Raw genomic sequence first — 12,316 nt, 5'->3', positions numbered from 1 at the left:
TAGGCCAGGACCCAGATGTTGCGGGGTGCGAAGTAGAACAGGGTCGGTGCGACCGTGCCGCTGTTCATGGTGTTCTGGCTGGCGGAGGCCATCTCAGACCAGTTGGTGAACAGGCCGAAGTTCATCGAGCCCCACGACGTGCCGGTGTTGTGCGTGGTCGCGTAGACGAGTTGCCGGCCGTTGTAGGGCGCGACGGTGAAGTCCTTGAGCGAGACCCAGCCCGACTTGGGCTGCGCGAGGGCGCCGGTCGACGACCACCGGTACGACGACGGCAGGCTGCACGTGGTCGGCGGCGGGGTCGTGGGCGGTGGCGTGGTGGGCGGCGGGGTCGTCGGCGGCGGGGTCGTGGGCGGTGGCGTGGTGGGCGGCGGGGTCGTCGGCGGAGGCGTCGTGGGCGGCGGCGTGGTTGGCGTGGTGCCGCCGTCGCAGGTCACTCCGTTGAGAGCGAAGCTGGTCGGAGCCGGGTTGCTGCCCGTGTAGGAGCCGTTGAATCCGAACGAGGCGGTGCCGTTGGTCGCGATCGAGCCGTTGTAGCTCACGTTCCGCGCGGTCACCGCCGCCCCGCTCTGCGTCAGCGTGGTGTTCCACGACTGGGTGATCGTCTGGCCGGCGCCGTAGGACCACGTCAACGTCCAACTGCTCACCGGATCACCGAGGTTCGTGATCGTCACGTTGGCGCCGAAGCCACCCGGCCACTCGGACGACACGGCGTAGTTCACCGAGCAGCCCGCCGCCGCCGCGCCCGCCGGCAGTGCCACGGCGACCGTGGCCGACGCCAGTAACGCGACACCGGCCGAGACAACCCCGATATTGGTCGGTCTGAATATGGTCATCGAGCACCCTCCTGACGGGACGGCGGCCTCCACATTCGTGGGAGTGATTGTTAGGTGAGCGTTAACAGCCGCGTCCGGTATGTTACGGGAGCGCTCCCAAACCATCAACCTCGATGTCTTGAAAGCTGGCAATCGAAATCTTCAGCGCTCCCAGCAGGGCTTCTGTGGTCGCCCGGGGGTGTCGGGTGAGCACGGCGGACGCACGGACCACCGTGGGCCGAGCAGGCGAAAGAGCGGGTGATGACGACCCTGCTCTGTTATCGATAACATCGCCCGATCACTCCGTCGCATACGAGCATGACGACGCCGGTGCTGGTCGACGCGTGGACGAGGTACGGCCGGATCGACACCCTGGGTGGGCGGGTCAGAGCCAGACCACGATGCCGGTCAGGTCGTTGAGCACGGCGGCCACGCCCGCCCTGATGGCGGCCGCGCAGCGCTCGGCCGTGAACGAGCCCGCGTCGTACGACGAGGACATGCCGAGCCCTTCGCCGCGGAACGACGCCCCCTCCCAGTCGACGGCGGTGACGTTGTGGGTGGGCTCGGCCAACTCCGCGCCGATCACCAGGAACTTCGCGTCCAGGTGGTTCGGTGTGACCAACGCGAGGGGGTCGATCAGCTCGTTGCCCGCGCTGACGATGAGGTCCGCGTTCATCCCGATCGCCTTGCTGACGCTCGCGACGGCGTCGAGCGGGTCGTCGACCACGATCGTGCGCAGGTCGACGTGCTCGTCGTCGGCCCAGCCCCGTACCGCCGCCACGAGGGCCTTGGTCGGCGCGTCCTCGCCGGCGGTCAGCAACACCACCCGGTAGTCCTTCGACGGGTGCACGTCGGCCCACGATCCGGGCTTCGGCGTGATGGTCGCCTCCGGCGCGGGCTTCGCGGAGTCGTCGACGAATCCCGGGCGGAGCGCGCCGACGGCGCTGGGCGTGGGGTGCGGTTGGGACCAGTCGTCGCCGGAGCCGCAGCCGGCGAGGAGGACAGCGGTCGCGGCCAGTAGGGCGACGGCCCGAAGCGGGGGGCGCAAGATGATCGTCCTTCTCCGATGGTGACGGGCAGGTGCGCGTACGTCCCGTATTCCTATCCCAGATCCGGCGGGCCGCGATCCGTGGGCGGTCGCCCCGGGTATTTGTTCTCCGTCGGTTCGTCGGGGGGCGGGTTGGCGTTTACCCGAGCGGTGCAGCGTGCACTCGCCAACCGAGGGGAACCGCATGCTGGGCCACATCCGCCGTACCGTTGTCGTCGCCGTTGTCGTATTTGCGGTGACCCTGCTTCCGTTTCTCGGCGGGGGCGCGGCGTTCGCGCACGGATTTTCGTCGACCGTCTACGCCAAAATCTCCGCCGGAGACGAGGGTCACATCCGCTCCGAATTGGAGCTCGAATACGACCTTCTGGTGGTGTCGGCTGCCGACTCCGGTGACGATGATCCGCTCTTCCAGGCCGGGAACGCCGCCTTCGAGGCGGGTGACTCGACGGCGCAGGCCGCCGCGCTGAAGGCCCACGCGCCGACGGTCCTGCGCTACGTCACCGACCGCCTCTCGGTGACCGCGCGAGGTGCGGCCTGCCGGCCGACCCAGGTGCGTGACGCGACGATCGGCGCCCGCGACGGTGTGCCGTACGCGGACCTGCTGCTCGACTGGACCTGCCCGGAGCGGGTGGCAGAGCACGAGGTGCGCAGCGGTCTCTTCCCGGACGGGGAGGCGTACGTCAAGGACACCAAGACGATCGTCACCTACGAGATCGACGGCCGGTCGGGTAGTGCCGCGCTCGACGCCGCCAACCCCTCGTTCTCGACCGCGCAGAGCGCCTACCAGCGGTTCGGCGAGTTCTTCCTGCTGGGCGCCGAGCACCTGCTGTCCGGCATCGACCACATCCTGTTCCTGCTGGCGCTCATCGCCGGGTCGCGGCGTCTGCGGGAGATCGTGCTCGCGGCCACCAGCTTCACGCTGGCGCACTCGGTGACGTTCCTGCTCGCGGCCCTCGGCCTGGTCGACGTGCCCTCGCGGGTCGTGGAGCCGGTCATCGCGCTGTCGATCGCCGTCGTGGCCGGCTGGCATCTGTGGGGGATCTGGCGGCGCGGTGACCACGCGACCGACCTCGAGACGGCCGGGCGAGGTCACCTGAGTCTGGATCGCCGGGGCTGGATCCGCCTCGGTGTCGTCTTCTGCTTCGGCCTCGTGCACGGGTTGGGCTTCGCGGGCGCGCTGGGCATCGACGAGGCGTGGTCGTGGACGCTGCTGTGGTCGCTGCTGGTGTTCAACGTCGGTATCGAGGTTGTCCAGTTGGCGATTGTCGCCGCCGTCTTCCCGCTGCTGTTCGTGCTGCGCCGTCGTGCGCCGAAAGCGGCTCTCTGGGTGACCGGTGCGGTTTCCGCGGCGGTGTCCATCATGGGGCTGATCTGGTTTTTCCAGCGTGTCGTGGGGTCCTGAGTACGGCTAACCAGTTCAAGACGTGCAGCCCTTCGCAAGATCGCGTTAATGAGGGGTTCACCGGTCGGCGAAAGGTTTGGACCGACTTCCCCACCCTCGGGCGAAGAGCAATTCATTTTTCTATTCGAAAAGGGAACAATGTCGATGACATTGAGCACCTCGACACGGGCCCCCGGGCTCGTGCGGCGGCGCGTTGTCGCCGGGGTCGTGGCCGGATTCCTGGGAGTGGGCGCGGCCCTCGGCAGCGGTCTGCTGACCGCCGCCAGCGCCGCCGACCCCACCACCGTGTCCGGCATCGTCCTCGGCGTCGGTGCCAACGAGACCCAGCGCATCGTGTCCTGGTACTCCTCGACCGACACCGCCCAGAAGATCCAGCTCGCCCCGACCGCCGAGATCGTCAACGGCGAGTTCCCGGCCACCGCGGTCAGCTTCGACGCCGTCGGCGCCGCGAACACGTCCACCACCGGCTTCAACCGCCACGCGACGATCAGCAACCTGCGCGAGAACACGGCGTACTCGTACCGGGTCGGCGCCGAGGGAAGCTGGTCCCCGGCGTACGCCTTCAAGACGCAGGACTTCGAGGGCGACTACGACTTCCTGTTCTTCGGTGACCCGCAGATCGGCTCGTCCGGTGACCGGCTCAAGGACCAGGCCGGCTGGGAGGAGACCCTGAAGGTCGCCACCGGGGCCAACCCGGACGCCGAGCTGCTGGTCTCGGCCGGCGACCACGTGGAGAGCGCCAACGACGAGGGTCAGTGGACCTCGTTCCTGGCCCCCGACCAGCTGCGTCAGATCCCCCTCGTCGCCACCATCGGCAACCACGACGTCGGCGGCAAGTCCTACGAGCAGCACCACTTCACCCCGAACACCGACCGCTCGGCCCAGTACTACAACGGCGACCAGGCGACCCGGTCCGGTGGCGACTACTGGTTCATCCACAAGGACGTGCTGTTCATCGACCTGAACAGCAACAGCTACGCCAACCCGGCGGACGGCTCGGCCGGCGGCGACGCCGCGCACGTCGCGTACGTCACCGACGTCATCAAGAAGCACGGCTCCGAGGCCAAGTGGAAGGTGCTGGTCTACCACCACTCCATCTACTCCCCGGCCAGCCACGCGACCGACAGCGACAACAAGCAGCGGCGCGAGGACTTCACCACGGCGTTCTCCAACCTCGGCGTCGACATGGTGCTGCAGGGGCACGACCACAGCTACTCGCGCAGCTACTCGATCAAGAACGGCCAGAAGGAGAACCCGGCGGAGAAGCCCGGCGCTCCCGAGGTCTACCCCGGCCCGGGTGGAGTCATCTACGTGACGGCCAACTCGGCGTCCGGTTCGAAGTACTACGACATCAAGAAGCCCGACGACAGCGGCACCGGCATCCGGGGCAACGGCCCGGACCCGCTGGACCCGGACAAGTACTGGTACAACTCGTCACAGAACCAGGAGCACGTCCGCAGCTACGTCAAGGTGCAGGTGCGCGGCGACAAGTTGGTCCTGGCGAACGTCCGCAGCGGCACCTGCGCGGCCCCGAACGCGGCCGTCGAGAAGGGCCTCTCCTGCGTCAACACCCCGGACGGCCAACCGGTCGGCTCGGTCACCGACAAGGTGACGGTGCACCCGTACCACGGTGACGGCCAGGCCATCCAGGTCAACGTGCCCAACCCGGCCCCGGGTGAGTTCGGCTGGACGATCGACGGCTACAACGGCCTGGTCGACCTGGGTACGGCGCAGGAGCGCAACGGCACCTACTTCGAGGCGACCGGCAAGATCAACCCAATCCTCGTGTCGGACAGCCGCCGCTCGCTCGCCCCGTGGTCGATCTCGGCCAGCGTCGGTGACTTCTCCGACGCCGACAAGACGTTCTCCGGCTCGTACCTGGGCTGGACCCCGTACGTCCTCGACGCCGGCGCGGGCGCGGAGGCCGGCGCTCCGGTCCTGCCGTCCCTCGACGACCAGGGCAAGGGCCTCTCGGTCTCCAGCGGTCTGGGCGCGGCTGTGCAGGGTCACCCCCGGGGCGGCGCCAAGCTCGGCGCCGACCTGGATCTGAAGATCCCGGACAGCATCGCGAAGGGCAGCTACCGCACCACGCTCACGATCACTGCCCTGAGCAGCTGATCGAACCTGTTCCACCAGGCGGGGCAGGCACCTTCCGGGGCCTGCCCCGCCACCGGTTCACCCACCATCAAGATCACTTCGAGGACCCCGAGATGCGACCGTCCGTAACGCGCTGGAAGACACTCCTTCGTACGACCGTGCTGTCCCTGCTCGCCGTCGTCGCGGCGGCCGGCGTCGGCGGCGGCCCCGCCCTGGCGGCCGACGGCAACGTCGCCTGGACGGTCCGGACGGCCTCGAACAGCTACGGCGAAGCCCGGTCGAGCTACAGCTACAACGTCAACCCGGGCGGGACCGTCGAGGACGCCATGGTGGTGGCCAACCGCGGCCCGGCGCCCCTGACGCTCGCCGTGTACGCCGCCGACGGCTTCACCACCGACGCGGGGCAACTCGACCTGCTCACCAGGGACAAGAAGTCCGTGGCGGTCGGCGCCTGGGTCAAGCCGAGCGCCGGCAGCGTCGTGATCCAGCCCGGCAGGACGGCACAGGTTCCCTTCACGGTCACCGTTCCGGCCAACGCCACGCCCGGCGACCACGTCGGCGGCATCCTCACCACGCTGACCCAGGCCGACCAGGCCGAGGGCATCAACGTCGACCGCCGCCTCGGCATCCGGATCACGTTGCGGGTGGGCGGCGAGCTGAAGCCGAACCTCGCCGTCGAGAACCTCCACGTCACGTACGACGGGCCGGCGAACCCGCTCGCCAAGGGCGACGCGACGGTCTCCTACACGATCCACAACACCGGTAACGCCGCCCTCTCCGGGAAGCAGTCGGTGTCGGTGTCGGGCCCGTTCGGCATCCTGCGCGCCCGGGCCGCTGACATCGCCGCGCCGCCGCAACTGCTTCCCGGCGAGAGCTGGGACGTCACGGTGCCGGTACGCGATGTGACGCCCGCCGTCCGGCTCGCGGCGACCGCCACCGTCACTCCGCTGCTCACCGACGCGTCGGGATCCACCACCGCACTCAAGGCGGTCGAAGTGACCGCCCACGGCTGGGCCCTGCCGTGGATGTTCCTCCTCGTGCTCGTCCTGCTGATCGCCGCTGTCGTCGGGGCGTACCAGTACCGCCGCCGTGCCCGGACGAGGCGCAAGGCGGGCGAGGACGCCCGGGTGCGCGACGCTGTCGCGCAGGCCCTCGGCGGCCGGGAGCCGAAGACGTCCTGACCGCACGGAGGTGGCTCGCCGCGCGACGCGGAGGCGATCGCGCGGGCCGGCGACCGCACCCGCCGGTACCGTGGCCGGTCGCCCTTGTGGGTGAACGACGTTCAGCACCGGGTCGGGACCGCTCGTGAGCCGGCATGCTGCGACGGTGACGCCGGCCCGGAGAGGAAGCCCCCATGGTTGACGCGGACGTGCCAGAGCGGATGCAGGCTGCGGCCCTGGACGAGTTCGGCGGGCCGGAGGTGATCACTCTGCGGAAACTCCCGGTGCCCGAGGCCGCCGCCGACGAGGTGCTGATCAAGGTCCTGAGCGCCGGTGTGGGCGTGTGGGACGTCTACGAGCGGCAGGGCGTGCTGGTCCCCGAGGGCACCGAGTTTCCGATCGTGCCCGGATCGGACGGCGCCGGAACCGTCATCGCGGCCGGCAGCCAGGTGACCGACCTCGCGGTGGGTGACCTGGTCTACGTCGCCGCCACCAACCGTCCGAAGGGCGGCTTCTACGCCGAGTACGCGGCCGTCAAGGCCGAGTACGTCGCGAAGCTGCCCGACGGTCTGCCCGCCGAGCACGCCGGTGCGATGTCCACCGACGCGCTGACGGCGCTGGCCGGGCTGGACACCCTCAGCCTGCCGACGGGCGCCTGGCTGTTGATCTTCGGTGCGAGCGGTGGGCAGGGCCACCTGGCCGTGCAGTTGGCCAAGCGACAGGGCCTCAACGTGATCGCGGTGGCCTCCGGCAGCGACGGGGTCGCGCTGGTGACCCGGCTCGGCGCCGACGTGTCGCTCGACGGCCACGCCGACCCCGCCGAGGTGCTCTCGACGATCCGGGACGCTGCCCCACAGGGGGTGAGCGGCATCCTGGCGATGGCCGGCGGAAAGACGCTGGACAGGCTCACCGAGACGCTGTCCGACGGCGGCGTCGTCGCGTACGCCCACGGGGTGCAGCCGGAACCGCGTGAACGGTCCGGTGTGTCGGTCCGGGCGTACGACGGTGTGGCCAACCGTGAACAGTTGCGGCGCCTCAACGAGCTCATCCAGGCCGGGCCGTTCGTGGTGCACGTCGCCGAGACGTTTCCGCTGGGCAAGGTACGGGAGGCGCACAAGCGCCTGGAGACGTCCTACCTGGGCAAGCTGCTACTGACGATCGCCTGAGACGTCAGCCGGCGCGCTGCTGCGGCACGCGTACCGACGCCATGCCGGCCGCCGTCGCGGCCTGGATGCCCAGGTCGGTGTCCTCGAAGACCAGGCAGGACTCCGGGGGTACGCCGAGCTGCCGTGCCGCGATCAGGAACGCCTCCGGGTCGGGCTTGGCCCGCGTGTAGTCCTCGGCGCACACCAGCACGTCGAACCGGTCCAGCAGGTCCAGCGCCTCCAGCGAGGCGGTGACCGCGGCGCGGGTGCTCCCCGAGACGACGGCGAACGGCACGCGCCGATGCGCCTCGTGGATGTGCGCCACCACCTCGGGCACGGCGGTGACCTGCGGCAGCAACTCCTGGTAGATGCGCTCGCGGTTCTCGACGACGGTCGCCACCGGCATCGCCAACCCGTGCCGCTCGTTCAACGCGACGATGATGTCGGCGGTCGGCCGGCCACCCCACGCGTAGAAGAGATCTTCCGGGAACTCGCAGCCCCACTCGTCGAGCGCCCGCTGCCAGGCCACGTAGTGCAGCGGCATCGAGTCGACGATGGTGCCGTCGCAGTCGAACAGGTACGCGGCGAAGTCACCGGGTGGCAGAGGCAGAGTCACCGGGGAAGGGTACAGCGGCCGCTTCTGTTCAGTCGCCGGTGACGGAGGCCAGCCGACGGCGTAGGTGCTCCCGTTCCGGCTCGGTGCCGACCAGCGTCAGCGCGTCGCGGTACGCCGCTGCGGCCTCGTCGAGGCGTCCGAGCCGGCGCAGCAGGTCCGCCCTGGTCGCCGGATAGAGGTGGTAGCCACGCAGCCGCGGATCGTCGGCCAACCCGTCCAGCAGCGCGAGCCCCGCGTCCGGCCCGTCCCGCATGGCCACTGCGGCGGCCCGGTTCAGCGCCACGACCGGTGAGGGCACCATGCGGAGCAGAACGTCGTACAGCGCCACCACCTGGGGCCAGTCGGTGCTGGCCACATCCGGTGCCTCGTCGTGCAGCGCGGCGATGGCGGCCTGCACGGCGTACGGCCCGGGCGCCGGGCCCCTCAGCGCGGCCACCACCAGCGCGCGCCCCTCGTCGATCATCGCGTGGTCCCACCGTCCGCGGTCCTGGTCGTCGAGGAGGACCACGGCGCCGTCCGGGCCGGTCCGTGCGGCACGTCGGGCGTGCACCAGCAGCAGTAGTCCCAGCAGACCCGCGACCTCCCGCTGAGCGGGCAGCAGCCGGCGCAGGATCCGGGCCAGCCGGACGGCCTCCTCGGCGAGGTCGGTCCGCTGGAGATCGGGGCCGGAACTGGCGGCGTACCCCTCGGTGAAGATCGAGTAGACGGCCTGGAGCACCGTGGGCAGACGCGCGGGCAGCTCGTCGACGCCGGGCACCCGGAACGGGATGCGCGCCTCGCGGATCTTCCGTTTGGCCCGGACGAGTCGCTGGGCCATGGTGGCGTGCGGCACCAGGAAGGCCCGGGCCACCTCGGCCGTGGTGAGCCCGGCGAGGAAGCGCAGGGTGAGCGCCCCGCGATCCTGTGCGGGCAGGGCCGGATGGGCGCAGGTGAAGAAGAGCGCGAGGCGGTCGTCGGGCAGGTCCGGGTCGGCGTCGGCCGGCGGCGCAGGGTCGGATCGCTCGGCCTCCGCCCGGAGTACGGCCAGCCGGGTGGCCAGCACCCGGTCCCGACGCAACCGGTCGACGGCGCGGCGGCGGGCCGTGGTGAGCAGCCAGGCGGCCGGCCGGCTCGGGACGCCGTCGACCGGCCAGTGCACCAGCGCCGCCTCGATCGCCTCGGAGGCGACCTCCTCGGCCAGGTCGAGGTCGCCGAACCGGTGTACGAGCGAGGCGAGCAGCCGGCCGTGTTCCTCCCGGAACACCGCCTCCACCGAGCCGGCTGCCGCACCCGTGTCCACCACGATCAGACCTCGACCTCGATCTCGGCGACCGGCCGTACCTGCACCGACCCGTTGCCGATGGCGCCGGGGCTGCGGGCCGCCCAATCCAGCGCGACGTCGAGATCGGGTACGTCGATGATGTCGTACCCGCCGAGCACCTCGCGGGTCTCGGCGAACGGCCCGTCGGTGATCGTGCGTTCACCGTCCGGGCCCACCTGCACCGTCGTGCAGGTGGTCAGGTCCTGCAACGGGTGCCCGGAGACCCAGATCCCCGCGTCCTTCATCTCCCGGTCGTAGCGGACCCAGTCCTCGAAGGTGCACCCGTTGCCGGCCTCGTCGTTCGCGGGGCTCATGAACAGCAGCATGTACTTCACGTGTCGGCTCCTCTCGGTGCGGTGGTGTCGCCGCACAGCATGACGACGAACGAGGTCCGGGGATATCGACACGGCGTCCGGACGCTTTCGCGGGGCGTCCGGTCCCTGGCGGCGTCCGCGTCAGGCAGGGACGTCCGTCCGGTGCCGGGTCCGCTCGGCACGCCGTCGCATCTGCTGGTACGCGCCGGTCAGCCCCATCGCCCGCCGTACCTCGACGAGGGTCCGGCGGACCTCCACGCGGGTCCGCTCGGTGCCCTCCACGACCAGGCGATCGACCAGCCCACGATCGGCCGCTATCTCGGCACGGCGCTCCCGGATCGGCGTCAGGAACGTCTCCAATGCGACAACCAGGCGTTCCTTGACCTCCACATCGCCCACCTGGCCGGCCCGGTAACGCCGCGCCAGGTCGGCCACCTCGTTCCGGTCCGGGTTGAACACCTCGTGGTACGCGAAGACCGGGTTCCCCTCCACCGTTCCCGGCACGTCAGCCCGTACGCGATTGGGGTCGGTGTACATGCCCAGGACCTTCCGACGTACCGTCGCCGGATCGTCGGAGAGGGTGATCGTGTTGCCCCGGCTCTTGCTCATCTTGGCTGCGCCGTCGGTGCCGACCAGGCTCGGCGTCTCCGCCGGGATCAGCTCGGGCACCGGGAAGACCTCGCCGTACAGGTGGTTGAACCGCCGGGCGATCTCCCGGGTCACCTCGACGTGGGCGGCGTTGTCCCGGCCGACCGGGACCACCTCACCCTTCACGCAGAGGATGTCCGCGGCCTGGAGCACCGGGTAACCCAGCAGTCCGTACGGCATCTCCTCCTTGCCGGCGTTGCGCGCCATGTCCTTGAGCGACGGCACCCGTTCCAGTCGGGGCACGGTCACCAGGTTCTGCAGGAGGGTGTTCAGGTCGCCGACCTCGGGGATCGCCGACTGGAGGTAGAAGGTGGCCCGTGTCGGGTCGACGCCGGCGGCGAGGATGTCGGTCACCATCTCGCGGGCGTTGCGGGAGACCTGATCGATGTCCTCCCGCCGGTTGCGGGTCGTGAGCATGTGCAGGTCGGCGATGATGAAGAAGCTCTCGTAGCGCTGGTGCAGCCGTACCCGATTGGCGATGCTGCCAACGTAGTGACCGAGGTGCAGGCGGCCGGTGGGCCGGTCGCCGGTGAGCATGCGTGCGACGGACATGGCGATGTGCCTTTCGTGCGGCAGGATGGGTCACGCGTGGGCGCGCGCCGAGGGGGCGGAACCGCCCTCGGTCAGCGGAGAACAGGGCTCAGCGAGCCGTCCGCCATCGCGCGCCGGCGCGGTACCGCAGGCCACCGGCACGGAGTACGTCCAGAAGTTGCTCACGGCCGTCGCCGGAGCTGGTCGGGAACACAGGCACGACACCACGCGGAAGGCCGTCGATCACATCGACCGCCTCCGGTACGCAGCTGCCCGTCCGGACCACGACCTCACACTACCCGCGGCTCCGGTGTGCCCGGCGACGTCCGACCGGTGGTCGCGGTCGGCGTCCGGAGCGGTGACCAGCACCGCCGCTGACATACTCGGCAGTCATGGTGTTGTCGCGAGGGTGGTCCGCCTTCCTGGTCGGGGTAGGAATCTGGACCTGGGTGATCTGGCCGAGGTTCGCAGTCGCCATCTGGCAGGACCCGCGTGCATGGCTATCCGGCACGGTGGGGGAGGGTGCGCCGACGGCCTTCCTGTGGGTGCACGCGCTGCTGATCGCCGCGTCCCTGGCCATCGGCACGACCGTCGGTGTCCTTGGAATCCGTGGCTGGCTGATCGCACGCCGGAGCGAAACGCGCTGAACTGCGGAACTGCCACCCCAGGTCGAAGTGTGACGCGGGACGCCACCAGCCGATTTGACGATCAAACCCGCGGACGCGTAACTTTCTCTCTGCCAGCGCGGAACGGGGCAAACGGGACGAAGTCCTGAAAGAACCGAACCGGTCTGGCAACCGGGTCAGGCAGGGGTTCGCTCCTGCGGGACACGGTTTCGGGCGGGGCTCGCCGGATCTGCCAGGCGGTGGATTTGGTGCAGCGGAACCGACCGGGTAAGGTTCACGACCGGCAGGGAACCGGGCGCGACTGCGGGACACCGCAGCGGCCGGCCTGCCAAATCCGACGACCTGACGCAGCGGTTCGCTGCTGCGTGAGTGCGCCGGGACCAACCCGCACGAAGCATGACAGACCGGGACACGCCGGTTTGACACGGCCGAGACGGTGAGGTAACGTAGTAAAAGTGCCCGGCGCGAGAGCGACGGGGACACGGTACGAAAAGCCCCGGGATGGGGGCCCACTGGTTGGGTCTTCTGATCGGTGTGTGGTTGTTCTTTGAGAACTCAACAGGGTGCTTGTAAAGCCAGTGCCAATTATGATTTATACCCCGGACTGGCAGCCTGCT

Annotated in this window: 11 protein-coding genes; 5 read left to right on the top strand and 6 right to left on the bottom strand. The window is 69.9% G+C overall.

What is annotated here, in order from left to right; translation table 11 throughout:
* Together ABZU91_RS32495 and ABZU91_RS32490 are read right to left on the bottom strand one after the other, a co-directional pair.
* Window positions 1-833 (bottom strand): non-reducing end alpha-L-arabinofuranosidase family hydrolase (locus ABZU91_RS32495; RefSeq protein ID WP_355249056.1); only part of this gene is annotated, 833 nt, incomplete at its 3' end.
* A gap of 364 nt (window positions 834-1,197) precedes the next feature.
* The gene (locus ABZU91_RS32490) at window positions 1,198-1,860 is read right to left on the bottom strand and encodes a hypothetical protein (protein ID WP_355249053.1); all 663 of its coding nucleotides are present in this window, start codon (window positions 1,858-1,860) and stop codon (window positions 1,198-1,200) included.
* Between the two features lie 184 nt (window positions 1,861-2,044).
* On the opposite strand from ABZU91_RS32490, the gene ABZU91_RS32485 reads away from it, so the two are divergent.
* The 4 genes from ABZU91_RS32485 (at window position 2,045) to ABZU91_RS32470 (ending at window position 7,685) form a co-directional block, all read left to right on the top strand.
* A complete protein-coding gene (locus ABZU91_RS32485; protein ID WP_355249050.1) occupies window positions 2,045-3,262 on the top strand; it encodes a HupE/UreJ family protein in 1,218 nt (405 codons plus the stop codon).
* 144 nt (window positions 3,263-3,406) lie between these two features.
* The gene (locus ABZU91_RS32480; protein ID WP_355249048.1) at window positions 3,407-5,380 is read left to right on the top strand and encodes an FN3 domain-containing metallophosphoesterase family protein; all 1,974 of its coding nucleotides are present in this window, start codon (window positions 3,407-3,409) and stop codon (window positions 5,378-5,380) included.
* 92 nt (window positions 5,381-5,472) lie between these two features.
* Complete coding sequence (locus ABZU91_RS32475; protein ID WP_355249045.1) at window positions 5,473-6,540, top strand: DUF916 domain-containing protein; 1,068 nt, start codon at window positions 5,473-5,475, stop codon at window positions 6,538-6,540.
* 173 nt (window positions 6,541-6,713) lie between these two features.
* Window positions 6,714-7,685: an NADP-dependent oxidoreductase gene (locus ABZU91_RS32470; RefSeq protein WP_355249042.1), complete on the top strand. Its 972-nt coding sequence runs from the start codon at window positions 6,714-6,716 to the stop codon at window positions 7,683-7,685.
* A gap of 4 nt (window positions 7,686-7,689) precedes the next feature.
* Here the strand turns inward: ABZU91_RS32470 and ABZU91_RS32465 are convergent, their stop codons facing one another.
* The 4 genes from ABZU91_RS32465 to trpS all read right to left on the bottom strand — a co-directional run bounded on the left by ABZU91_RS32465 (window position 7,690) and on the right by trpS (window position 11,094).
* On the bottom strand, window positions 7,690-8,280 hold the full coding sequence (locus ABZU91_RS32465; protein ID WP_355249040.1) for an HAD family phosphatase: 591 nt from the start codon (window positions 8,278-8,280) through the stop codon (window positions 7,690-7,692).
* Between the two features lie 28 nt (window positions 8,281-8,308).
* Window positions 8,309-9,559, bottom strand: a complete 1,251-nt coding sequence (locus ABZU91_RS32460; RefSeq protein ID WP_355249062.1) for a sigma-70 family RNA polymerase sigma factor — start codon at window positions 9,557-9,559, stop codon at window positions 8,309-8,311.
* A 5-nt stretch (window positions 9,560-9,564) separates the two neighbouring features.
* Window positions 9,565-9,906: a YciI family protein gene (locus tag ABZU91_RS32455; protein ID WP_355249059.1), complete on the bottom strand. Its 342-nt coding sequence runs from the start codon at window positions 9,904-9,906 to the stop codon at window positions 9,565-9,567.
* A gap of 129 nt (window positions 9,907-10,035) precedes the next feature.
* Window positions 10,036-11,094 carry a tryptophan--tRNA ligase gene (gene trpS, locus ABZU91_RS32450; protein WP_355249037.1) on the bottom strand — a complete coding sequence of 353 codons (1,059 nt, stop codon included), beginning with the start codon at window positions 11,092-11,094 and terminating at the stop codon, window positions 10,036-10,038.
* 371 nt (window positions 11,095-11,465) lie between these two features.
* Here trpS and ABZU91_RS32445 point away from each other — a divergent pair, with 371 nt between their 5' ends.
* Complete coding sequence (locus tag ABZU91_RS32445) at window positions 11,466-11,720, top strand: hypothetical protein (RefSeq protein WP_355249034.1); 255 nt, start codon at window positions 11,466-11,468, stop codon at window positions 11,718-11,720.
* Window positions 11,721-12,316: the final 596 nt, after the last annotated feature.

Origin of the sequence: Micromonospora sp. NPDC005174 (assembly GCF_040608495.1) — a bacterium.
Classification (GTDB): domain Bacteria; phylum Actinomycetota; class Actinomycetes; order Mycobacteriales; family Micromonosporaceae; genus Micromonospora.
This window is presented reverse-complemented; position numbering and strand designations above follow the sequence as displayed.